This window comes from Streptomyces sp. NPDC048349 (genome assembly GCF_040651925.1).
Lineage (GTDB): Bacteria > Actinomycetota > Actinomycetes > Streptomycetales > Streptomycetaceae > Streptomyces.
In genome coordinates this window covers 1-22,679 of the sequence record NZ_JBEZLA010000089.1, presented here as the reverse complement: position 1 = coordinate 22,679, position 22,679 = coordinate 1, and the positions used below count along the sequence as shown (strand labels likewise).

Genomic DNA, 22,679 nt, shown 5'->3' with positions numbered 1-22,679 from the left:
CCCGGAACTCGGCGCGGACCGGCGGGGCCATCTCCGCGCTGGTGCGCACCCACAGGTCGGCCAGTGAGCCGGGGGCCTGCCCGGTTCTCGCCCCCGGCCCGGCCAGGGCGGCGGCGTCGGTTTCGGCGCGGGTCGGCATCGAGTCCTGGGCGCCGGGCCGCTGGACGGAGAGTGCGGCCGCCGCCGAGGCCCAGCGCAGTGCCTCGGGCATCGGACGGCCCTCGCCCAGGGCCACGGCGAGGGCGCCGACGAAGGTGTCCCCGGCGGCGGTGGTGTCCACGGCCCGGACCCGGGGCGCGGGCACGGTGAGGGGTTCCCGGCCGCGGGCGGCGTACAGGACCCCGGCCGCGCCGAGCGTGATCACCACCTCGGGGACGGCGTCCAGCAGGGCCGCCGCGCACCGGTCGGGGTCGGTGAGCCCGGTGAGGGCGGCGGCCTCGTGCTCGTTGGGCACCAACAGGTCGGTGGCCGCGAGGAGTTCGGCGGGCAGCGGCTGGGCGGGGGCCGGGGTGAGCACCGTACGGACACCGTGCGAGCGGGCGGCGGCCGCGCCGGCCAGGACGGCCTCCAGGGGGAGTTCCAGCTGCAGGAGCAGGGCGTCGGCGGCGGCGATCCGGGTCTCGTCGCCCGCCTCCAGACCGGTGACGCGGGCGTTGGCGCCGGGGATGACGATGATGCTGTTGCCGCCCTCGTCGTCCACCGTGATGTGGGCGGTGCCGCTGGCGCCCTCGACGGTGCGCAGGGCCGCGGTGTCGATGCCGTCGGCGGTGAGCGCGGAGCGCAGCCGTACGCCGAACTCGTCGGCCCCGACCGCGCCGATCATCACCACCTGCGCGCCGCAGCGGGCGGCGGCGACGGCCTGGTTGGCGCCCTTGCCGCCGGGGACGGTGCGAAAGGCGCGGCCGGTGACGGTCTCGCCGAGGCGGGGGGCCTTGGGGACGTAGGCGACGAGGTCCATGTTCGTACTGCCGAGCACGGCGATGGCCGTCATGAGCGTGCTGCCTCCTGTGTGGTGAACCGGTGGGTGAGGTGGGCGAGGGTGTCGAAGCCGATGCCGTCGAAGCCGGGGACGGTGGTGGAGAGGCGGTTCTTGAGGGGGGCGGCCCAGCGGTGCGGTACCTCCCCGGTGATCAACGCGCACAGGGCGCCTGCGGTGGCGCCGTTGGAGTCGGTGTCCCAACCGCCGGACACCGCACGGCAGATGGAGTGGGTGAAGTCGCCGTCGGCGTGGGTGAGGGCGGCGGCGATCAGTGCGGTGTTGGGGACGGCGTGCACCCAGTGGTAGTGCCCGTAGCGGGCGTGCAGGCGGTCGGCGACGCGGTCGAAGCCGGCCTCCTCGCGGGCGGTCCTGATCCCGGTGCGGACGGCCTCGGCGAGGCGGGAGCGGGGCGGTACGACGGCCAGCCCGGCCCGCAGGGCGGTGTGCACGTCGGCCCGGCCGGTGGCGGCGGCCGCGGTGGCGGCGGCGATGAACAGGGCGGCGTAGACGCCGTTGCCGGTGTGGGTCAGGACGGCGTCGCGGTAGGCCTGGGCCGCGGCGGCGGCCGGGTCGCCGGGGTTGGTCCAGCCGTGGACGTCGGCGCGGATGAGGGCGCCGATCCATTCGCGGAACGGGTTGTGGTGGGTGGCGGTGGCGGGCGGCTCCAGCCCGAGGAGGAGGTTGCGGTAGGCCGCCCGCTCGGCGGTGAAGGTCCGCCCGGCGGGCAGCTCGTCGAGCCACAGCCGGGCCACGTCGGCGGTGGTGAAGCCCTTGCCGTGCCGCTGGAGCAGCAGCAGGCCGAGGAGGGGGTAGTTGAGGTCGTCGTCCTCGGGCATGCCGTCGATGGTTTCGGCGAGGGAGGTGGGGGCGGAGCGGCGGTTCCAGGGGTGTGCGGCGAGCAGCTCCGGCGGTACGCCGCGTGCGCTGAACCAGTCGTCCAGCGGCCAGTTCCCGGCCGCCCGGGCCAGGGCCCGGATCCCGTCGAGCGGCAGTTTCTCCACGGGCTTGCCGAGCAGACACCCCGCGGCCCGTCCCACCCAGGCGGCCTCCAGCCTGCGGCGCAGTGCGGGGCCGGGCTCCGGCCGGGGGGTGGGCCCGGGTCCGGCCGGGGGCCAGGTGGCGCGGATGGCGTTCCAGGACTGCGGCTCGTCGGCGGCCGTCGGGGAGGGGAGGCGCGCCAGCTCGTCCAGCAGCCGCACGGCCAGCGCGCGCAGTTCCGGCGGGGCCGGGACCGGGGAGGCGCCGGCCCGGGGCGGCGCCGGGTGGCCGCCCGCGGCGAGCCAGGCCCGCAGGGCGGGCGCGGGGTCCCGGCCGTCCTCGGCCGCCTGGCGGAGCTCGTGGCCGACCAGGTCCTCGGGCTGCGCCCAGGTGAGCCGTACCGGCTCGCCGGGAGCCGGCCAGGTCATCGGGGGGCCGCGAGCGCGGCGAAGGCCGACTCGTGGGCGCGGCGGCGTTCCCGGTCCCGGGCGAAGACCTCGCGGGCCACGGCGGCCAGCGCCGCGGCGGGGGCGTGCAGGTCCAGGCGGCTGGCCTCGGCGACCTGTTTGGCCCAGGCGTCCGGGATCACGGCCTCTCCGCCCAGGGCCCCGGCGACGGCCCCCGCCATGGTGGCGATGGAGTCGCAGTCCCGGCCGTAGTTGACCGCGCCGAGCACGGCGCTCTCGTACGCGCCGTCCGCGATCAACAGCATCCCGAGCGCGATCGGGAGTTCCTCGATGGAGTGGATGCGGGAGGGGCGCCGCGCGCCGAGGGAAGGGGCGCGGTAGTCGGGGCCGACCGTGTCGTACGGGGCGACCGCCGCCCGGAGCGGGGCCAGGGCCGACTCGAACTCCCGGTGGTGGCGGGCGGCTTCCGCGACGGCGGCGATGGCGGCGCGCGTGCCGTCCTTGGCCAGGCCGAGGGCGGTGTCCACCACCGAGGCGGCCGTCGCCCCCGGCAGGCACGCGGCCGCCACCGCCGCCGCGAACACCCCCGCCGCCTCCCGCCCGTACGAGGACTGGTGTGCCCCGGCGACGTCCAGGGCCTCGGCGTAGGCGGCCGCCGGGTTGCCGGCGTTGACGAGGCCCACCGGGGCCATGTACATCGCCGCACCGCAGTTGACGATGTTGCCGTGGCCGGCCTCGCGGGGATCGGCGTGTGCGTAGTGGAGGCGGGTGACGATCCACTTCTCGGCCAGGAAGATCCGCTGCAGGGGCAGGGCCTCCGCCTCCAGTTCGGGGATCCAGCGGGGGGTGGTCATCAGGTCCGGCACCAGGTGCTCGGCGACCGCGTAGGCGTCGATGTGGTCCCGGACCGCTTCGTAGACGCGGACCAGGGCGTGCGTCATGAGGGTGTCGTCGGTGACGTGCCCGTCCCCCTTGTGGTACGGGGCGATCGGTCGGGCGGTGCGCCAGTCCTCGTACCAGGGGCCGACGATGCCGTGCACCCGGCCGCCGTGCCGTTCCGCGATCTGGTCGGGGCTCCAGCCCTCCACCGGCCCGCCGAGCGCGTCGCCGACGGCGGCCCCGACGAGAGCGCCTGCGGCCCGGTCCTCCAACGTGAGCGTCATGTCTGGATCATCCCTTGTGCGAGGTGAGTTCCGTGCGAGCGAGGAGCGCGGCGAGTTCCACGAGATCGGTGCCGGCGAGGCGGGGGAGGGCGCAGCCGGAGAGGGTGCGGCAGGCCTCGCGCCAGGCGGCGGGGATCGAGTCGCCGCCGCCGAGGGCGCCGGTGAGGGCGCCGGCCAGGGCGGGGGCGGAGTCCGCGACGCGGGACAGGCAGGCGGCGGCCGGGACGGCCTCGGCCACCGTGCCGCGGGCGGCGGTCGCGAGGGCGAGGGCGACGGGGACGGTCTCGGCGGCGGCGATCCCGTAGCTGTAGACGTGGTCCACGATCTCGTGCTCGAGGACGGGCACGATGGCGAAGGCGCCGCCGCCGCCCGTGTGGGTACGGGCCAGCTTGACGGCGTGCCGGGCGTTGCGGCCGATCTCGGTGGCCTCGGGGAGCTGCGCGAGGGCCGCCTCGACGGCGGAGTCGACGTCGGCGCCGGCCAGGGCGGCCGCGAGCGCGGCGGCCATGGCGCGGGCGCCGTGGACGCCGTCGCCGTCCTGGGTGTAGCGGGCGTCGAACTCGGCGAGGTCCGCCGCCGCGTCCGGGTCGCCGGGGTGGACGACGGCGAGGACGCAGGCGCGGACGCAGGCGGCGTCGTCGAAGAAGTGCGGATTGTCGTGGCCGGTGGCGGGCGGGCGCAGGCCGGCGGCGAGGTTGCCGAGGCCGGCGCGGACGGAGATCCGGGCGCGCAGGGGCAGGACGGCGGACTCGACCTCGGGGGCGCGTTCCGCCGCGGCGGCGACCTCGGAGGCGAGGGCGTTCCAGGCGAGGTCGATGGCGGCGCGCATCCGGCGGGACCGGGAGAGGTCGCTGAGCAGGACCCCGGAGGCGGTGAGGACGGACTCGGCGACGAAGGCGGCCCACTCGGCGTCGTCGGAGGGGCCGAGGCGCAGGGGCTCGGGGGGCTGGTTCAGGGCGATGGGGACGGGGAGGGTGGTGGTGGCGTTGTGCTCGGCGAAGGTGTCGAGCTCGCGGGTGAGGCGGCGGGTCCACTCGGGCATCCGGCTGGCGCGGTGGCGGGCGGCGGGCCACCCGGCCGCGTCGCCTGCGGCGAGCCCGATGAGCAGCCCTTCGATCCGCCGGGCCGCCTTCGCCGCCCCGGCCCCCGCCACCCCACCCGGCTCCGCCCCGCCGACGGGGCCCGCGCCGCCGCCCGGCCCCGCGGTCGCGCCCAACGGCCCCGCCTCGCCGGCCGGGCTCGCGACCGGGCCCCGGGGTCGTGCCGTACCGGGCGGGCTCGCGACCGGGCTCGGGGGTCTCGCCGTGCCGGCCGGGATGGCCGTTCCGGCAGGGAGTGCCGTTCCGGCCTCGAGCGCCGTACCCGCCGTACCCGCCGGGCCCGCCGGGTTCGCCGTGTCGGCCGGGTTTGCCGGGGTGGAGGGGAGAGGGGGGTCGTGGGGGGAGTCGGCGGGGTTTTGGGTGTAGGGGGACGGGGTCATCTGGGGGCCTCGTATTCCGGGGTGAGGAGGTCCGCGATGTCCAGGACGTGGTAGCCCCGCATCGAGGGCAGGCAGCTGCCGCGGACCGGGCCGATGGCCGAGGACCAGGCGGCTGGGACCGCCGCGGCGCCGGACAGGGCCCCGGACAGGGCGCCGGCCACCGCCGCCGTGGTGTCCGCGTCGCGGCCCATGTTCACGGCCGTGAGGACCGAGGAGGGGAAGTCGCCCCCGCAGGCGGCGAACGCGCCGAAGGCCAGCCCCACCGCCTCCGGGGCGAGGTCCGTCCACGGGTAACCGCCGATGACCACGGCCGAGCGCACGGCCCGTTCGCCGCGCGGCGCGGCGGTGACGGCCCGGCGCAGGGACCGGGCCGTCCAGGAGTCGGCCGGGATCACCGACAGCGCGGCGGCGACCACCGACGCCGGGCCGTCGCCCGCCATGGCCGCGGCCACGCCCGCCGCGACCGCCTGGCCGCCGTAGATCCCCTCGCCGTCGTGGCTCACGCAGCCGTCGATCGCGACCAGCCGCGCGGCCTCCGCCGGGCGGCCCGCCGCGAAGACCCCGAAGGGCGCCGCCCGCATGGCCAGGCCGTCCGACCACGCGTGCCGGTGCTGGGCCGAGATCGGAGCCGCCAGCCCCCGCCGGAGGTTTTCGAGGGTGCCGCGCTCGGAGAAGCCCGCGCCCCGGAAGGGGCCCTCGTCCAGGTCCGCGATCCAGTGGTGCCAGGCCCGCTCCACGTGGGAGACGGTGAGCGCGGAGCCGTGCCGGGCCAGCAGCAGCCCGGAGAAGATCGCGTACTCGGTGTCGTCCGTGCCCGCCGGGTCCTCCGAGACGAACCCCTCGATCCGGCCCCACTTCGCCCGGATCTCCGACGGCTTCATGTTCTCCGCGGGGGCGCCCAGCGCGTCACCCACCGCGAGGCCCAGAAGAGCGCCCCTGGCCCGTTCGAGGAGGACCTGCGGATTGCATGCAATCAGCTCCATGGCGCGCCTCTCCACTTGATGGGACTCATATTGAGCCCTTGGGGGATTTGTGCCATGGCATGAGGTTTGTCGCTCGTCGCGAAACACCCCGCGCGCACCCTCGTCACCCGGTCGCCGACCCGTAAAACCGCAGGTAAGTACGGCCTTCCTTGCTGGCGGGGAGCTGAATTCGTGCGTAGTTTCGAGGTGTTCCGGGGGGCGGAAGGCCGCAGGGCGCCCGTTCGCACAAAAGGGGAGATACGCCGCATGTCCATCATCGACATCGAAGCACCGCTGCACACCGCGCACCGCGACAACCACACCCACCGCGATGTCAACGGTGGATGGCTGCGGCCGGCCGTCTTCGGTGCGATGGACGGGCTCGTCTCCAACCTCGCCCTGATGACCGGCGTGGCCGGCGGCGCCGTCGCCCCGCACACCATCGTGATCACCGGACTGGCGGGTCTCGCGGCCGGTGCCTTCTCCATGGCGGCGGGCGAGTACACCTCCGTGGCCTCGCAGCGCGAGCTGGTCCTCGCCGAACTGGACGTGGAGCGCCAGCAGTTGCGCAAGCACCCCGTGGACGAGATGGAGGAGCTGGCCGAGCTCTACGTCTCGCGCGGCGTCGAGCCCCCGCTCGCCCGCGAGGTGGCCATGCAGCTGTCCCGCGACCCCGAGCAGGCGCTGGAGATCCACGCCCGCGAGGAGCTCGGCATCGACCCCGACGACCTGCCCTCGCCGCTGGTCGCCGCCGTATCGTCCTTCGGCTCCTTCGCGCTGGGTGCACTGCTGCCCGTGCTGCCCTACCTGCTCGGAGCCGCGTCGCTGTGGCCCGCGGTGGTGCTGGCGCTGGCGGGGCTCTTCGCCTGCGGCGCGGTGGTGTCCCGGGTCACCGCCCGGTCCTGGTGGTACAGCGGGCTGCGCCAGCTGGCTCTGGGTGGCGCGGCCGCCGGTGTGACGTACATCCTGGGAACCTGGATCGGCGGAGCCGTAGGCTGACCGGGCAGGGAGTGAGACACTATGCACTGCGCAACATAAGTAGTCCGTTACTCGGCGGTTTCGCTCGCTTGTCCGCCGGGTATCAGAACAGGGCTGCGGGCAATGATGCCCGCCCCTTGCCGGGACCTTCGGCCGGTCATCGCGTCATGAACCGCCTTGAGAACACTGCGAAGGTCCCCTCTTTCTGCCCCGTGCAGTGTCCGCATGCTGGAACGGCATATCCGCTTCGCGGGATTGTCGTCATCATGTAATCTGCACGAAATTTCGCAGAGGGCCAACGTCGTCCCTCGGCTATGCACATATGCCACGACGACGACGGGAGAGCCGATGCGTTCCGCATCCACGCACTCCGCGACCGGCCCCAGCACCACCGCCTGGTCGCCCATGGACGGTCGCCCCGCCCAGCAGGGCATGTACGACCCGCGCAACGAGAAGGACGCCTGTGGCGTCGGATTCGTGGCGAACCTCACCGGCGAGGCCACCCACACCCTCGTTGAGCAGGCACTGACCGTATTGCGGAACCTCGAGCACCGCGGCGCCACCGGCTCCGAGCCGGACTCGGGCGACGGCGCGGGAATCCTCTGCCAGGTGCCGGACGCGTTCCTGCGCGAGGCCGCCGGATTCGACCTTCCCGAGGCCGGCGCCTACGCCGTCGGCATCGCCTTCCTCCCCGCCGACGGCACCGCACAGGCCGTCGCCGTGGAGCAGATCGAGGCCATCGCCGCCGAGGAGAACCTGACGGTCCTCGGCTGGCGCGAGGTTCCGGTTACGCCCGACCTGCTCGGCAACGGCGCCCGCGCGACCATGCCCGCCTTCTCCCAGCTGTTCGTGTCCAACGGGACGACCGGCATCGAGCTGGACCGCAAGGCCTTCGTGCTGCGCAAGCGCGCCGAGCGCGAGGCCGGGGTCTACTTCCCGTCGCTGTCCGCCCGCACGATCGTCTACAAGGGCATGCTGACCACCGGCCAGCTGGAGCCCTTCTTCCCGGACCTCTCCGACCGCCGATTCGCCTCGACGCTCGCCCTGGTCCACTCCCGGTTCTCGACGAACACCTTCCCCTCCTGGCCGCTCGCCCACCCGTACCGCTTCGTCGCGCACAACGGTGAGATCAACACGGTCAAGGGCAACCGCAACTGGATGAAGGCCCGCGAGTCCCAGCTGGCGTCCGACGTCTTCGGCGAGGGCGTCCTGGACCGGATCTTCCCGATCTGCACCCCCGACGCCTCCGACTCGGCCTCCTTCGACGAGGTCCTGGAGCTGCTCCACCTCGGCGGCCGGTCGCTGCCGCACAGCGTGCTGATGATGATCCCGGAGGCGTGGGAGAACCACACCTCCATGGACCCGGCCCGCCGCGCGTTCTACAAGTACCACTCCACGATGATGGAGCCCTGGGACGGCCCGGCCTGCGTCACCTTCACCGACGGCACCCAGGTCGGCGCGGTCCTCGACCGCAACGGTCTGCGCCCCGGCCGCTACTGGGTCACCGACGACGGCCTCGTCGTCCTCGGCTCCGAGGTCGGCGTGCTCGACATCGACCCGGCCAAGGTCGTCCGCAAGGGCCGCCTGCAGCCCGGCAAGATGTTCCTCGTCGACACCGCCCAGAAGCGGATCATCGAGGACGACGAGATCAAGAACGAGCTGGCCGCCGCCGCGCCGTACGCGGACTGGCTGGAGACCGGCGAGATCGAGCTGTCGGACCTGCCCGAGCGCGAGCACATCGTCCACACCCACGCCTCGGTCACCCGCCGCCAGCAGACCTTCGGCTACACCGAGGAAGAGCTCCGCGTCATCCTCGCGCCGATGGCCCGTACCGGCGGCGAGCCGCTCGGCTCCATGGGCACGGACTCCCCGATCGCGGCCCTGTCCGAGCGCCCCCGGCTGCTCTTCGACTACTTCACCCAGCTCTTCGCGCAGGTCACCAACCCGCCGCTGGACGCCATCCGCGAGGAGCTCGTCACCTCGCTGCTGTCCTCCATCGGCCCGGAGTCCAACCTGCTGGAGCCGACCGCCGCGTCCTGCCGCAGCGTCACGCTGCCGTTCCCGGTGATCGACAACGACGAGCTGGCCAAGCTCATCCACATCAACGCCGACGGCGACATGCCGGGCATGAAGGCCGCCACCCTCTCGGGCCTCTACCGGGTCTCGGGCGGCGCCGAGGCGCTGGCCGCCCGGATCGCGGAGATCCGTACCGAGGCCGACGCCGCCATCGCGGCCGGCGCCCGCCTCATCGTCCTCTCGGACCGCCACTCGGACGCCGAGCACGCACCGATCCCCTCGCTGCTGCTCACCTCCGCCGTGCACCACCACCTCATCGCGACCAAGCAGCGCACCCAGGTGGGGCTGCTCGTCGAGGCCGGCGACGTCCGCGAGGTCCACCACGTCGCGCTGCTCATCGGCTACGGCGCCGCCGCGGTCAACCCGTACCTCGCCATGGAGTCCGTCGAGGACCTGCTGCGCGCCGGTACCTTCCTGTCCGGCCTGGAGCCGGAGCAGGCCATCAAGAACCTGATCTACGCGCTCGGCAAGGGCGTCCTGAAGGTCATGTCCAAGATGGGCATCTCCACCGTCGCCTCCTACCGCGGCGCCCAGGTCTTCGAGGCCGTCGGCCTGAACGAGGAGTTCGTCGGGGCCTACTTCAGCGGCACCGCCACCAAGATCGGCGGCGCCGGCCTGGACGTCATCGCCAAGGAGGTGGCCGCGCGCCACGCCAAGGCGTACCCGGTCTCCGGAATCGCCGCCACGCACCGCGCGCTGGAGATCGGCGGCGAGTACCAGTGGCGCCGCGAGGGCGAGCCGCACCTGTTCGACCCGGAGACGGTCTTCCGCCTCCAGCACGCCACCCGCAACCGCCGGTACGACATCTTCCGGCAGTACACGGACCGCGTGAACGAGCAGTCCGAGCGCCTCATGACGCTCCGCGGCCTGTTCGGCTTCAAGAGCGACCGCCCGGCGGTCTCCATCGACGAGGTCGAGTCGGTCGCCGACATCGTCAAGCGCTTCTCCACCGGCGCCATGTCGTACGGCTCCATCTCCAAGGAGGCGCACGAGACCCTCGCCATCGCCATGAACCAGCTGGGCGCCAAGTCCAACACCGGTGAGGGCGGCGAGGACCCGGAGCGCCTGTACGACCCGGCGCGCCGCTCCTCCATCAAGCAGGTCGCCTCCGGCCGCTTCGGTGTCACCAGCGAGTACCTGGTCAACGCGGACGACATCCAGATCAAGATGGCCCAGGGCGCCAAGCCCGGCGAGGGCGGCCAGCTGCCCGGCCACAAGGTCTACCCGTGGGTCGCCAAGACCCGGCACTCCACCCCGGGTGTCGGCCTGATCTCCCCGCCGCCGCACCACGACATCTACTCCATCGAGGACCTGGCCCAGCTGATCCACGACCTCAAGAACGCCAACCCGGCCGCGCGCATCCACGTGAAGCTCGTGTCCGAGGTCGGCGTGGGCACGGTCGCCGCCGGTGTCTCCAAGGCGCACGCGGACGTCGTCCTCGTCTCCGGTCACGACGGCGGTACCGGCGCCTCCCCGCTCACCTCGCTGAAGCACGCGGGCGGCCCCTGGGAGCTCGGCCTCGCCGAGACCCAGCAGACCCTGCTGCTCAACGGGCTGCGCGACCGCATCGTCGTCCAGACGGACGGCCAGCTCAAGACCGGCCGCGACGTGGTCATCGCCGCGCTGCTCGGCGCCGAGGAGTTCGGTTTCGCGACCGCGCCGCTCGTCGTGTCCGGCTGCGTCATGATGCGCGTCTGCCACCTGGACACCTGCCCGGTCGGCATCGCCACGCAGAACCCGGTCCTGCGTGACCGCTTCTCGGGCAAGCCCGAGTTCGTGGTCAACTTCTTCGAGTTCATCGCGGAGGAGGTGCGCGAGCTCCTCGCCGAGCTGGGCTTCCGCTCGATCGAGGAGGCCGTCGGCCACGCCGAGCTGCTCGACACCACGAAGGCCGTGACGCACTGGAAGGCGCAGGGTCTCGACCTGGAGCCGCTCTTCTACGTGCCCGAGCTGCCCGAGGGCGCGGTCCGCCACGCCCTGATCGAGCAGGACCACGGTCTGGAGAAGGCCCTCGACAACGAGCTCATCGAGCTCGCGGCCGACGCGCTGAACGCCGACTCCGCCGAGGCCGCCCTGCCGGTCCGCGCCCAGGTCGCGATCCGCAACATCAACCGCACCGTCGGCACGATGCTCGGTCACCACGTCACCAAGAAGTTCGGCGGTGCGGGCCTGCCCGACAACACCATCGACCTGACCTTCACGGGCAGCGCAGGCCAGTCGTTCGGCGCCTTCGTGCCGAAGGGCATCACCCTGCGCCTGGAGGGCGACGCCAACGACTACGTCGGCAAGGGCCTGTCGGGCGGCCGGATCGTGGTCCGCCCGGACCGCGCCGCCGACCACCTCGCCGAGTACTCCACCATCGCCGGCAACACCATCGGCTACGGGGCCACCGGCGGCGAGATGTTCCTGCGCGGCCGCACCGGCGAGCGCTTCTGCGTCCGCAACTCCGGCGCCCTGGTCGTCTCGGAGGGCGTGGGCGACCACGGCTGCGAGTACATGACCGGCGGTACGGCGGTCGTCCTCGGCGAGACGGGCCGCAACTTCGCGGCCGGCATGTCGGGCGGCGTCGCGTACGTCATCGACCTCGACCCGGCCAACGTCAACGTCGGCAACACGGGTGCGGTCGAGGCCCTGTCCGACACCGACAAGCAGTGGCTGCACGATGTGGTGCGCCGCCACGAGGAGGAGACCGGCTCGACCGTGGCCGCGAAGCTCCTGGCTGACTGGGACGCCGCCGCGGCCCGCTTCAGCAAGATCATCCCGACCACGTACAAGGCAGTGCTCGCCGCCAAGGACGCCGCTGAGCTGGCCGGACTCTCGGAGTCCGAGACCACCGAGAAGATGATGGAGGCGGCGACCCATGGCTGACCCGAAGGGCTTCCTCACCACCCCGCGCGAGACCGCCTGCTCCCGTCCCGTGGCCGAACGGCTGAAGGACTGGAACGAGGTCTACGTCCCGGGCTCGCTGCTCCCGATCATCAGCAAGCAGGCCGGCCGCTGCATGGACTGCGGCATCCCGTTCTGCCACAACGGCTGCCCGCTGGGGAACCTGATCCCCGAGTGGAACGACTTCGCGTACCGCGAGGACTGGTCGGCGGCGTCCGAGCGGCTGCACGCCACGAACAACTTCCCGGAGTTCACCGGGCGGCTGTGCCCGGCTCCCTGTGAGTCGGCGTGCGTGCTCGGCATCAACCAGCCGGCCGTCACCATCAAGAACGTCGAAGTCTCGATCATCGACAAGGCCTGGGACAACGGCGACGTCACCCCGCAGGCGCCCGAGCGCCTGTCCGGCAAGACGGCCGCCGTCATCGGCTCGGGCCCGGCGGGCCTCGCCGCGGCCCAGCAGCTGACCCGGGCCGGGCACACCGTCGTGGTGTACGAGCGCGCCGACCGCGTAGGCGGCCTGCTGCGCTACGGCATCCCCGAGTTCAAGATGGAGAAGGTGCACATCAACCGCCGCATCGAGCAGATGCGCGCGGAGGGCACCAAGTTCCGTACCGGCATCGAGGTCGGCCGCGACATCACCGCCACCGACCTGCGCAAGCGGTTCGACGCGGTCGTCATCGCTGCGGGCGCCACGGTCTCCCGCGACCTGCCGGTCCCGGGCCGCGAGCTGAACGGCATCCACTTCGCGATGGAGTACCTGCCGCTCGCCAACAAGGTCCAGGAGGGCGACTTCATGGCGCCCCCCATCACGGCCGAGGGCAAGCACGTGGTCGTCATCGGCGGTGGCGACACCGGCGCGGACTGCGTGGGCACCGCCCACCGCCAGGGCGCGGCCTCGGTCACGCAGCTGGAGATCATGCCGAAGCCCGGCGAGGACCGCAACGCCAACCAGCCCTGGCCGACGTTCCCGATGCTCTACAAGGTCACCTCGGCCCACGAGGAGGGCGGCGAGCGGGTCTACTCCGTCTCCACCACCCACTTCGAGGGCGACGAGGACGGCAACGTCAAGGCCCTGCACCTGGTCGAGGTCGAGTTCGTCGACGGCAAGCTCGTCCAGAAGCCCGGCACCGAGCGCGTCCTCCCCGCGCAGCTGGTCACCCTGGCGATGGGCTTCACGGGCACCGACCAGGCCAACGGTCTGGTCGAGCAGTTCGGCCTGGCGATGGACGCCCGCGGCAACATCGAGCGCGACGCCTCCTACGCGACCAACGTCGACGGCGTCTTCGTCGCCGGCGACGCGGGCCGCGGCCAGTCGCTCATCGTCTGGGCCATCGCGGAGGGCCGCTCGGCCGCCCGCGGCGTGGACCGTTTCCTGACCGGATCCAGCACCCTCCCGTACCCGGTCAAGCCGACGGACCGCTCGCTGACGGTGTAACACCCGGCAGCACCCCCGCCCGGGGAAGGGCGGGACCCCTCATACGGCCCGTACAACGACGTGCGGAATCCCGACACAGCGCCCGCCATGTCCCCGACCAGGGATGGCGGGCGCTGTGGCGTTCTGTAGTCGTATCAATGCGTTTCACCTACCGGTTCAGGTGCCGGAAGCTACGCTCGGTCCATGGGCAAGCCGAAGGACCAGGCCGGGGCGCAGACACCGGAGGAGTTCGCGCGCGACGAGCTGCGGCGCCACCGTGAAGCGGCCGGGCTGACCCAGGAGGGTCTGGGCGAGCGGATCTTCACGAGCGGAGCGTACGTCGGGCAGATGGAGTGCGGGACGCGGAGGCTGCGGCCGGAGATCGCGGAACTGATCGACCGGGCGTTCGGTACCGGGGACTACTTCACTCGCCTGGCCCGGGCGTTCAAGTCCCGGAACAAGTACGAGGAGTATTTCGCCGAAACGGCCGAGCTGGAACGTCTGGCAACGACTCTCTACGAGTACGCCGCTGCCCTGGTTCCCGGTCTGCTCCAGACGGCGGACTACGCCCGCGCCGTGATGCGGGGCGGCAACCCCACCGCGCCGGCCGCGTACGTGGATGGCCTGGTCGAGTTTCGTCTGGAGCGCGCACGGCTCCTTGAGCATCCAACGTCCCCCGAACTGTGGGTCGTCCTGCACGAGGCAGTGTTGCGGACAGTGGTCGGGGGGCCCGCGGTCATGGCCGCTCAGTTGCGGCACATCTCCGCGTACGTCCGTGCCCATCGGATCACCATGCAGGTGGTGCCGTTTTCGACCGGAGCCCAAGGCGTCATGGGTTCTCTGGTGAGTATCCTGCAGTTCGCCGACGCGCCCGACGTCGTGTACACCGAGGGGCCCCGTGTGGGGCAGTTGCTCGACTATCCGGCGCTGGTACAGCGCCACTGGAAACTCTACGATCTGGCCAGGGCCGCTGCGTTGTCGCCGGAGGCGTCCCTGGCCTTGATCGAGTCGGTGGCGGAGGAATACGCGAAATGCACGGAGACGTGAGCGACCTGTCCTGGCGAAAGTCCTCGTACAGCAACTCTGAGAGCGCCAGCTGCGTTGAGGTAACCGACGATCTCCCCGGCATCGTCCCCGTCCGGGACAGCAAGCTCGCCGGCATCGGCCCGGTCCTGGTGTTCCCGGCCGCCGCGTGGGCCCCGTTCATCCGGGCTGTGAAGGGGCAAGCCTGATCTCGTACCGCAACTGCTGGCGGCCGGCAGGCATGAGCATCACGTCCGCCTGGATGACCCGGTCCGTCGCGTCGTACGTCACGCGGGACAGTCGCAGAAGCGGTTCGGCCTCACCCAGGCCCAGTTGCTCGCGCTCCCCGGCGCTTGGCATGCGGGCGGTCACGTCCTCGGTGACGCGTACGCCGACGTGGCCCAGTGCTGCCAGCAGGGTGACCGCTCCGCCGGGGATCTTCGCGGTCCCCGCGAGCGGCGTGCCCGCCGCGATGTCGGCGGGGTAGTAGGTGTCGGTCAACTCGCACGGCTCACCGTCGAGCTCGATCACGCGCCGCCGGACGACGACCGGTTGCCCTTCCGCCAGGCCGAGCAGCGCCGCGACCTCGGGAGTGGCGCGCGCCTGCCGCGCCTCGACGATGCGCTGCCCGCCTCGGCGTCCCTTCGCCCCGGCCTCGTCGGTCCAGGCGTCGGGCTGTCCGGCGGCGCGGGGCGCCAGGTACGGCGTTGACGTACTGGTCCATCCGCTGCTGCCCACATCGTCCTCCCTATGTCCGCCGCGCTTCGGGGTTCTCCTGGAGCCAATGGTGGATCAGGGGGAGGAGCTGTTCGCCGTCCATAGGCGTGGCCGTGTAGTCGCAGGCGCCCGCCGCCAGGGCCTTTTCGCGGCCCAGGGGGGTGGGCTTGTGGGCCAGGGCGATGAGGGGGCGGCCCGTGGGGGCCGTGAGCTGGGCTATGACCGAGGCGGCCGCGGAGGCGGCGCTCATGCCCTGGGTGGGCAGGCGCAGCAGGACGAGGGCCACCTCCGGATCGGCGGTGACGGTGGCGATCGCCTGGGGGACCCGTTCCGCCCACAGGACCTCCAGGCCGTGGCGTTCGAAGTCGGTGGTGAGGGCGAACGCGGCGCGGACGTCGTCGTCCACGATCAGGACCTTCTGCCCGCAGAAGCCGTAGGCCGCGGCCGACGTGGCGTACGGCTGCTCCGGGTCCGGCGCGGGCGCGTCCCGCAGTTCCGGGTGGGCCATCGGGCCGCCCGAGATGAGCGGCAGGTAGAGGGTGAACACCGAACCGAGGCCGCGTTCGCTCACCACGTGGATCTCGCCGTCCATCAGGCGGGCGATCTCCCGGCTGATGGACAGGCCGAGGCCCGGCCCGACGTGCTGCGTGTCGGTCGGGTCGCCGGCGTGCGTGAACGCCTCGAAGATGACCTTCAGCCGGCCGTCGGAGATCCCGATGCCCGTGTCGGCGACCGAGAAGGCGATGAGCTCCGGCGCCTTCTCGCCGGCGAGCCGTCCCTGGACGGAGGGCGGTACGTCCGGGCCGGCGGGCTGGATGTCGAGCCGTACCTCGCCGCGGTCGGTGAACTTCACGGCGTTGGCCAGCAGGCCCCGCAGGATCTGCAGCAGCCGCCGCTCGTCCGCGTGCAGGGTCTCCGGCAGCTCGGGCGCCACCCGTACGTGCAGACCCAGGCCCTTCTCCTCCGCCAGGGGCGAGAAGGCCGCGTCGAGGTGGTCGGCGACCTGGAGCAGGGGCACCCGGACCGGGACGATCTGCATCCGGCCCGTCTCCGCTTCGGACAGGTCGAGGATGTCGTCCAGCAGGAGGAGCAGGTCGTGGCCCGCCCCCTGGATGGCCCGGGCGTACTCGACCTGCTTGCCGGTGAGGGTCCCGTCGGCGTTGTCGGCGAGCTCCTGCGCCAGGAGCTGCAGGGAGCTCAGCGGGGTGCGCAGTTCGTGCGACATGTTGGCCAGGAACTCGCTCTTGTGCCGGATCGACACGGCCAGCAGTTCGTTGTGCTCCTGCAAGGCCTGCCGGGCCTCTTCGATCCGGGCGAACTGCTCCTCGATCTCGCTGTTCTTGTCGGCCAGCCGCGCCGCCTTCTCCTCCAGCTGCCGGTTCGCGGCCTGAAGCGCGCCCTGGCGGTTCTCGAGCATCGTGGAGCGCTCGCGCCACTGCTCGGTCAGCTCCTGCGACTTGGTCAGCAGCACCTCGTTGTGCCGCTGCACGAGGACCGCGGCCGTGCTGCGCTCGACGAACTCGCTCACCACGCTGGGCACGTCCGTGCTGCGCTCGCGCAGCCAGTGCTCCGCTTCCGACACCCGCGTCGCGGACAGCAGGTCCCCGTCCGCGGCCCGCTCCTCCATGACGGCGAGCCACTGCTGGAAGTCGGCGTCGGCGTCGACCCAGTCGGCGAGCCTGTCCCACTCGCGGATCAGTGCTTCGTGGGCGATCTCCGCGGTCCCCGGCCCCGTCGTGCCGAGCACCACCAGCCGCCGGTCGGGCTCGGCCAGGAGCTGGGCGACGTGCCAGTCCCGGTCCAGATGGGCCTTCAGGGCCGTCACCCGGACCGCGCTGCTCGCCCCGCCGCGGGCCCGCACCATGGACAGCAGGACCCGCCGGATCCGGGCCTCGTCCAGCTGCCGGGCCAGGAACTGGAAGGCCTTCTCGGCGTGCCGGTTGAGGGCCCCCGAGACACCGCCCAGCGCGTGGTAGCCGTCGAAGGTGATCCTGCGTTCCTGCTGCATCGGCCAGAGCTCGGTGAGCGCGAACTCGAGCAGCGGGAGGCTGCCCGGGGCCTTGGCCGCCTCGGCGGCGATGGCCTCGGCGACGCCCTGGCTGTAGACCACTCCGGCCGCCGCGGCCGGTTCCACGATCACCCGGGTCAGCGCCGCCTCGTCCGGCGGGGAGACGTTGAGCTGGCGGTCCTGGATGCGCGGACCGACGGTGGGCAGGTCCAGCAGGTCCGGCAGGAAGTCGGACCGCAGGGTGCAGACGAGCCGCACCGGCGCGTCGCCCATGGTGTCCGGCTCGGGGAACATCCGCTCCAGGAACTCCTGCCGCAGCCCGGACGCGCCGTTGCTGAGGACCTCCTCGAACTGGTCGCCGACGAGGGCCAGACGGCGCCCGGTGAGCAGCGCGATCCGGGTGGCGACCGGCCAGAACCCCTCGTCCCGCAGGGAGCGCGCCCGGCGCTCCAGCCGCTCCAGCGTGGGGTGGGCGCCGGGGTCCTCCAGGTCCAGCAGCGCCCGCGCCACCGAGTCGTAGGGGGCGGATCCGGGCCGGAAGCTCGCGACGGTCCATCCGTCGGCGGCCAGGGCCGGTTCCAGACCGGCTGCCACCAGCGAGGACTTCCCGACCCCCGAGGGCCCGGCCACCACGACGCACGGCTGGTTCCCGAGCATCGCCCGGAGCCGTTCGGTCTCCCTCTCCCGGCCCACGAACACACCGGCCCGGGCGTCGGCCGCGGTGAACGCCTGCAGGCCCCGGTAGGGGCACGGGGGCAGCACGGTCCGTTCCAATACCTCCGGCCAGGCCGATGCCATCTCCGACAGGGGAACGGCGTACGCGTCCTCGTGCTCCCCGCCCCGGCTCGCGACGGCCAGCATGCCGATCACCGCGTCCCCCCAGCGGTCCGACAGGATGGCGGGCGATCCGCTGTACCCGGGCTGGGCGCGCAGCGCGGACTCGCCGGACGTGTCGAGCTGGACCAGGCCGCCGCCGACCGCGCCGCGCAGGACGCAGCTGCTCCAGGCCCCGTTGGCCTTGCGCGGGGGACTGCCCGGGTAGCCGAAGACGGACACCTCGGTGCTCTGCGCGAGACCGTTGCGCGGGTCGACGAGGCGGGCCGGTCCGGCCCCCACCGGGAGGGTGTCCCCGCCCACCAGGACCAGCCCCGCGATGTCGCGGCCCGGCCGCCCGGGTCCCGGCGGCGGATCCCAGGCCGCGATCCTGCAGTTGCGCAGCGGAGCTCCCTCGGCATCGCCGAGCAGGACGAACTCGACCTGGATGCGGGCCTCGTCCGCCGGCCGGTCGGCGGACGCCTTCTGCCTCCCCAGGGCCACGTTGACGACGTGTGCGCAGGTCACGATGTGCTTGTCGCCCACGACGAAGCCGACCCCGACGGGAACGTCGCAGGTGCCCTGCCGGATCTTGACGACGAACCCGTCGCGCCGCGCACCCATCCGGCTCAGGCGCGGTGCCAGACGAGCCGGACGGCGAAGTTCACCTCTGCCGTGCCCTTGGCGACGATGACGCCGGTCTCGCCGCCCATCTTCAGCCCGAACTCGATCTCGGCCTCGTCCGGGCCCAGTTCGCGCACGGTCCGGGCCACCTTGGCCAGGGTGGGCTTCACCTGGTCCAGGGCGTCCTGCACCGAGACGCGGGCCCGGCCCACCACTCCCTCACCGGCCGCCAGCTCCAGGTCGGATCCCGCTAAGTCCCCGTCGACCTCGAACACGACGGCGGTCTCTTCGCCGCCGTCCTCCAGCGCCATCGCAATGAGCTGTCCTGCCACGTCCGCCACGCCCCCCCATGGCTCCGGGACCGCCCCGCGGCCCCTCTTGCACCCGACACGCACATCCTGGGGCACCCCGGACCCGTCGCGCAGGGATATGGCCAGTTGTGCGCCGGCGCAGGGAAAGGTTCCCCTACCCGCGAGTACTGACGCATGGTCAATACGGGGCCGCGCTCGGGGCCGAGCCGTCGGCCCCGGCACGGGAGGTCGCCCCGTGAGTGCCGAGCGGGAACTGGACCGGGAACCGCGCAGGTGCCGTGCGCAGGGGGGAGCCGGGCACCCCGCCCCGTTCAGGAGGCCGGGCTCATCGCCCGCCTTGACGGGCCCGGCCTGGTCTCACTCGTGCGGGTGACGCACGAGGCCGGGCTGGAGCCCCTGCGCGATCCGCGGGGACCGGCCGGGGCGGTACGGGCCGTCGTGGCGACCGGGCCGTGGGGCGCGTTCCTGCCGTCGGCCGGAGCACCGCCCGCCGACGCGCGCACGGTGGTCGCGGACACCGCCGCGCCGGGACTCGCTGACGCCGCACCGGACGCGCTGGTCCGGCAGGTCGCGGCACCGTCCGCGCGCGATACCCCCGTACGGCCCATCTGCGGGGTTCCGGAGCGCAGTTGAGGGGCCCCGCCGTCTGGTAACCATCTGCACCATGGCCCCCACCCGAACGCTGCTCAGCGGCCTCCTCGGCGCCGCCCTGCTGCTCCCCGTCCTGCCCGGCGCCCAGGCCGCCGACGCCCCCCACGCCCCCCGGGCCGCCGACGTCCGCACCCCCGACGTCCGCACCTCCGACGCCAGCACCCCCGACGCCCGCACTTCCCACGCCCGCACCTCCCCCGCGCGGACGGGCGCCGCCCGCACCCTGGACGCGCGGACCATCGACTACCTCGGACTGCGCCTCGCCGTCCCCGCCGACTGGCGCGTCGTCGACCTCGACCGCGAGCCCGGCGCCTGCCTGCGCCTGGACCTGCCCACCCTGTACCTGGGCCACGCCGGCACCCAGACCGCATGCTCGGGCCGGGCCGCCGCCAGCCGCGCCGACACGCTGCACCTCGAGCCCATCGAGGGGGCCCCGCCGCGCGCCGACATCCCCACCCTGTCCGTGGACTCCGGGGCCACGCTGCCCCCGGCCCCGCCGCGGACCGACAGCAACGAACTGCGGTACGCCCTGCTCCGGCCCGGAGTCATGGCCACCGTTTCCTACGGGGCCGCGCCCGACACCGTGCGCCGGGTCCTGGCACGCGCCCGCGCGGTGCCCGGCGCCCACCCCGCAGGTCCCGCCACGCCCCCCGCCGAGCCGGCGCCGGCCGCCGACGGCACCGGGCCCCTCAACGCCCAGGAGCCCTTCACCGGCGAGGGCTTCGACACCTGCACCGCCCCCGCCCAGACGACCATGGACTCCTGGCGGGCCGGCTCTCCCTTCCGGGCGGTCGGCATCTACATCGGCGGCCGCGCCCGGGCCTGCGCCCAGCCGCAGCTCACCGCCGACTGGGTACGGCGCCAGGCCGGGGCGGGCTGGCACCTCATGCCGATCTGGGTGGGCCCCCAGCCCTGGCGCAGCGCCGGCACCGGCCTGTCCACCGACCCCTCCGAGGCCGACGGGCAGGGCCGCTCCGCCGCCGACGGTGCGGTGGCCGCCGCCGCGTCGCTGGGCCTGCCCACGGGCACGGTGCTCTACAACGACCTGGAGCACTACACCGACCGCGAGACCTGGGACGCGCCGGTCGTCGCCTACCTGACGGCCTGGACGGTGCGGCTGCACGAGCTCGGCTACCGCTCCGCCGCCTACGTCTCGGCGAGCTCCGGGGCCAAGGCGCTCGGCGCCCACCACCACCAGGCCCCCGGAGCCATGCCGGACGTGCTGTGGGTCGCCCGCTGGAACGGCGCGGCCTCCGTCACCGACGCCGACCTGGGCCTGCGGGCCGGCACCCCGCAGTGGGCCGGCCGGCGCCGCGCCCACCAGTTCCGCGGCGACCACTCCGCCACCTACGGCGGGGTGACGCTCACCATCGACCGCAACTGGGTCGACGTCGACCCGTCCGCGCTCGGGACCGGCGGGGTCTTCCCGCTCAGCTAGCGCCGGCCGGGGGCTCCTCGCGCGGGGGATCCTCGCGCGGGGGCTCGTCGTCGTTGCCCCGGCGCAGGGTGCGCAGGCCGCGGGCCGGGGTCCACGACCGCAGCACCAGGTCGTCGCCGTCCACGCCGACGTGGACGACTTCCGTCAGCTCGGCGTGGAACAGGTGGAAGGGGTGCGGGGTCTCCGTCTCCTCCGCGTACCGGTGCAGCTCGGGCGGATCCACCAGCTCCACCGCACGCCCGGAGATCCGTACGTCGCCGTCCGGCATGGTCTCGCCCTCGCCCGGATTGGTGTGCAGGGCGAAGCGCCCGTCGCGCTGGAGGTCGCGGGCCTTCATCGAGCCCGGCATCATGCCGAGCCACAGCTCACCACCGCGGATGTCGACGTTCAGCCCGGTAACGCGCGGGGAGCCGTCCTTGCGGAGGGTGGCCAGGACGTGGTGCGGGTACTGCGCGAAGCGGGCCCGGACGGCCGCTGCGAACTCCGGCTCCGCCTTCTCGAATGCTGCCCAGTTGTTCGTCGTCGTCATCCGTCCATCAAAGCGCGTGCACCCGGAGGTCCCGCTCAGGCACGCACGGCCCTTCCTTCGTCGGGCAGTGACTGTTAGGCATGTGCCCGACCGGAAGACGTACGGGAGGGGGGTGGGGCCGTGGGCGTCTCCTTGGAGGGGAAGGTCGTCGTCATCACCGGCGCCGGACGCGGCCAGGGCGCGGCCGAGGCCCGGCTGTGCGCCGGGGCGGGGGCGCGGGTCGTCGTCACGGACGTACGGGAGGAGGAGGGGCGGGCGGTGGCCGCGGAACTCGGCGGCCAGGGGCTGTTCGTACGGCACGACGTGGCCGACGCGGACAGCTGGGCGCAGGTCGTGCGGGCGGCGGTCGCGGCCTTCGGCACGGTCTCGGCGCTCGTCAACAACGCGGCCCTGTGGCGCACGGCCCACGTCGAACAGCAGCGGCTGGAGGACTTCGAGGCGCTGCTGCGGGTCAACCTGCTGGGTCCTTTCCTCGGCATCCAGGCGGTGGCTCCCGTGCTCCGGGCCGGTGGCGGCGGCTCCGTCGTCAACATCTCCTCGACGGCCGGACTGGTCGGGATCCCGGGCCACGCGGCCTACGGCTCCACCAAGTTCGGGCTGCGCGGGCTGACGCGGTCGGCGGCCCTGGACCTGGCCGCGGACCGGATCCGGGTCAACTCGGTGCACCCGGGCGCCATCGACACCCCGATGGTGGCCGAGGCCGTCGCGGGCCGGGAGTGGTCGCACGTGCCGCTGGGGCGGATGGGGCGGCCCGAGGAGGTCGGGGAGCTGGTCCTCTTCCTCTGCTCCGACGCCTCCTCGTACGTGACGGGCACGGAATTCGCGGTGGACGGCGGGACGACGGCGGGGTAGGGGCGGCACGACGGCCGGGTAGGGGCGGCACGACGGCGGGGCAGGGGACGACGGCCGGGCAGGGGCGGGACGACGGCGGGACGACGGCCCGCCGACCGGCCCCCTCCGCCACCCCGGGCATGATGTGTCCATGTCTGAACTGATGCGGCGGCTCGCGGGCGCGCTGCTCCGCACCTGCCTGCTCCTGGCGGTCGAGTTCGGCGCGATCTGGCTGCTGCGTGGCCCCGAGGCGCTCTGGCTCCCGATTCTCCTGGCCGTGTTCGTCGCGGGCGCGGCCGTACCGCACGGCACCGACGCGGAGTTCGTCGCCCGCACCGCCGTCGCGCTGGCCGCGGTCGGGGTCGCGGTGCTCGGCCAGATCACCTGGGATCGCCACACCCTGCACGACCG

Annotated in this window: 17 protein-coding genes and 1 pseudogene; 9 read left to right on the top strand and 9 right to left on the bottom strand. The window is 73.4% G+C overall.

Annotated features, from left to right (window positions below; translation table 11 throughout):
• Positions 1–112: 112 nt before the first annotated feature.
• From rbsK to AB0D44_RS31690, 5 genes and pseudogenes are all read right to left on the bottom strand, one after another.
• Positions 113–991: pseudogene (gene rbsK / locus AB0D44_RS31710) on the bottom strand (ribokinase); the annotation flags it as partial.
• On the bottom strand, positions 988–2,385 hold the full coding sequence (locus tag AB0D44_RS31705; RefSeq protein ID WP_362597477.1) for an ADP-ribosylglycohydrolase family protein: 1,398 nt from the start codon (positions 2,383–2,385) through the stop codon (positions 988–990). The gene AB0D44_RS31705 and the pseudogene rbsK, both read right to left, overlap by 4 nt.
• Complete coding sequence (locus AB0D44_RS31700) at positions 2,382–3,527, bottom strand: ADP-ribosylglycohydrolase family protein (protein WP_362597474.1); 1,146 nt, start codon at positions 3,525–3,527, stop codon at positions 2,382–2,384. Before AB0D44_RS31700 ends, AB0D44_RS31705 begins: the two co-directional genes overlap by 4 nt.
• A 7-nt stretch (positions 3,528–3,534) precedes the next feature.
• Positions 3,535–4,680 carry an ADP-ribosylglycohydrolase family protein gene (locus tag AB0D44_RS31695; RefSeq protein ID WP_362597483.1) on the bottom strand — a complete coding sequence of 382 codons (1,146 nt, stop codon included), beginning with the start codon at positions 4,678–4,680 and terminating at the stop codon, positions 3,535–3,537.
• Between the two features lie 323 nt (positions 4,681–5,003).
• A complete protein-coding gene (locus AB0D44_RS31690) occupies positions 5,004–5,990 on the bottom strand; it encodes an ADP-ribosylglycohydrolase family protein (RefSeq protein WP_362597471.1) in 987 nt (328 codons plus the stop codon).
• A 246-nt stretch (positions 5,991–6,236) separates the two neighbouring features.
• Between AB0D44_RS31690 and AB0D44_RS31685 the strand changes: the two genes are divergently transcribed.
• The 5 genes from AB0D44_RS31685 (at position 6,237) to AB0D44_RS31665 (ending at position 14,555) form a co-directional block, all read left to right on the top strand.
• The gene (locus AB0D44_RS31685) at positions 6,237–6,968 is read left to right on the top strand and encodes a VIT1/CCC1 transporter family protein (RefSeq protein WP_362597468.1); all 732 of its coding nucleotides are present in this window, start codon (positions 6,237–6,239) and stop codon (positions 6,966–6,968) included.
• 384 nt (positions 6,969–7,352) lie between these two features.
• Entirely contained in the window at positions 7,353–11,891 is a 4,539-nt protein-coding gene (gene gltB / locus AB0D44_RS31680; RefSeq protein WP_362597480.1) for a glutamate synthase large subunit, read from the top strand.
• Positions 11,884–13,344: a glutamate synthase subunit beta gene (locus AB0D44_RS31675; RefSeq protein ID WP_362597466.1), complete on the top strand. Its 1,461-nt coding sequence runs from the start codon at positions 11,884–11,886 to the stop codon at positions 13,342–13,344. Before gltB ends, AB0D44_RS31675 begins: the two co-directional genes overlap by 8 nt.
• 183 nt (positions 13,345–13,527) lie before the next feature.
• Positions 13,528–14,370 carry a helix-turn-helix transcriptional regulator gene (locus AB0D44_RS31670; RefSeq protein ID WP_362597464.1) on the top strand — a complete coding sequence of 281 codons (843 nt, stop codon included), beginning with the start codon at positions 13,528–13,530 and terminating at the stop codon, positions 14,368–14,370.
• Positions 14,355–14,555, top strand: coding sequence for a DUF397 domain-containing protein (locus AB0D44_RS31665; RefSeq protein ID WP_362597461.1), 201 nt, complete (start codon positions 14,355–14,357; stop codon positions 14,553–14,555). The genes AB0D44_RS31670 and AB0D44_RS31665 overlap by 16 nt, the downstream gene beginning before the upstream one ends.
• Here the strand turns inward: AB0D44_RS31665 and AB0D44_RS31660 are convergent.
• Genes AB0D44_RS31660 through AB0D44_RS31650 form a run of 3 tightly spaced genes read right to left on the bottom strand, consistent with a single transcriptional unit; the run spans position 14,527 to position 18,840 of the window.
• Positions 14,527–15,084: a UTRA domain-containing protein gene (locus AB0D44_RS31660; RefSeq protein WP_362597458.1), complete on the bottom strand. Its 558-nt coding sequence runs from the start codon at positions 15,082–15,084 to the stop codon at positions 14,527–14,529. The genes AB0D44_RS31665 and AB0D44_RS31660 overlap by 29 nt on opposite strands.
• Positions 15,085–15,094: 10 nt before the next feature.
• Positions 15,095–18,508 carry an ATP-binding protein gene (locus AB0D44_RS31655; RefSeq protein WP_362597455.1) on the bottom strand — a complete coding sequence of 1,138 codons (3,414 nt, stop codon included), beginning with the start codon at positions 18,506–18,508 and terminating at the stop codon, positions 15,095–15,097.
• Positions 18,509–18,513: 5 nt separating this feature from the next.
• A complete protein-coding gene (locus tag AB0D44_RS31650) occupies positions 18,514–18,840 on the bottom strand; it encodes a CU044_2847 family protein (protein ID WP_362597453.1) in 327 nt (108 codons plus the stop codon).
• Between the two features lie 348 nt (positions 18,841–19,188).
• Between AB0D44_RS31650 and AB0D44_RS31645 the strand changes: the two genes are divergently transcribed.
• Positions 19,189–19,452, top strand: coding sequence for a hypothetical protein (locus tag AB0D44_RS31645; RefSeq protein ID WP_362597451.1), 264 nt, complete (start codon positions 19,189–19,191; stop codon positions 19,450–19,452).
• Positions 19,453–19,483: 31 nt separating this feature from the next.
• Entirely contained in the window at positions 19,484–20,908 is a 1,425-nt protein-coding gene (locus AB0D44_RS31640) for a DUF1906 domain-containing protein (protein WP_362597448.1), read from the top strand.
• Here AB0D44_RS31640 and AB0D44_RS31635 read toward each other — a convergent pair.
• Positions 20,901–21,437: a pyridoxamine 5'-phosphate oxidase family protein gene (locus AB0D44_RS31635; protein WP_362597445.1), complete on the bottom strand. Its 537-nt coding sequence runs from the start codon at positions 21,435–21,437 to the stop codon at positions 20,901–20,903. The genes AB0D44_RS31640 and AB0D44_RS31635 overlap by 8 nt on opposite strands.
• A gap of 120 nt (positions 21,438–21,557) precedes the next feature.
• Between AB0D44_RS31635 and AB0D44_RS31630 the strand changes: the two genes are divergently transcribed.
• Entirely contained in the window at positions 21,558–22,289 is a 732-nt protein-coding gene (locus AB0D44_RS31630) for a glucose 1-dehydrogenase (protein ID WP_362597442.1), read from the top strand.
• Between the two features lie 130 nt (positions 22,290–22,419).
• Positions 22,420–22,679 (top strand): hypothetical protein (locus AB0D44_RS31625; RefSeq protein WP_362597439.1); only part of this gene is annotated, 260 nt, incomplete at its 3' end.

Excerpts from the sequence above, each read along its gene's own strand:
- AB0D44_RS31705 (WP_362597477.1), bottom strand. The coding sequence starts at position 2,385 with ATGACCTGGCCGGCTCCCGGCGAGCCGGTACGGCTCACCTGGGCGCAG.
- AB0D44_RS31700 (WP_362597474.1), bottom strand. The coding sequence starts at position 3,527 with ATGACGCTCACGTTGGAGGACCGGGCCGCAGGCGCTCTCGTCGGGGCC.
- AB0D44_RS31690 (WP_362597471.1), bottom strand. The coding sequence starts at position 5,990 with ATGGAGCTGATTGCATGCAATCCGCAGGTCCTCCTCGAACGGGCCAGG.
- AB0D44_RS31685 (WP_362597468.1), top strand. The coding sequence starts at position 6,237 with ATGTCCATCATCGACATCGAAGCACCGCTGCACACCGCGCACCGCGAC.
- gltB (WP_362597480.1), top strand. The coding sequence starts at position 7,353 with ATGGACGGTCGCCCCGCCCAGCAGGGCATGTACGACCCGCGCAACGAG.
- AB0D44_RS31675 (WP_362597466.1), top strand. The coding sequence starts at position 11,884 with ATGGCTGACCCGAAGGGCTTCCTCACCACCCCGCGCGAGACCGCCTGC.
- AB0D44_RS31670 (WP_362597464.1), top strand. The coding sequence starts at position 13,528 with ATGGGCAAGCCGAAGGACCAGGCCGGGGCGCAGACACCGGAGGAGTTC.
- AB0D44_RS31665 (WP_362597461.1), top strand. The coding sequence starts at position 14,355 with ATGCACGGAGACGTGAGCGACCTGTCCTGGCGAAAGTCCTCGTACAGC.
- AB0D44_RS31655 (WP_362597455.1), bottom strand. The coding sequence starts at position 18,508 with ATGGGTGCGCGGCGCGACGGGTTCGTCGTCAAGATCCGGCAGGGCACC.
- AB0D44_RS31640 (WP_362597448.1), top strand. The coding sequence starts at position 19,484 with ATGGCCCCCACCCGAACGCTGCTCAGCGGCCTCCTCGGCGCCGCCCTG.
- AB0D44_RS31635 (WP_362597445.1), bottom strand. The coding sequence starts at position 21,437 with ATGACGACGACGAACAACTGGGCAGCATTCGAGAAGGCGGAGCCGGAG.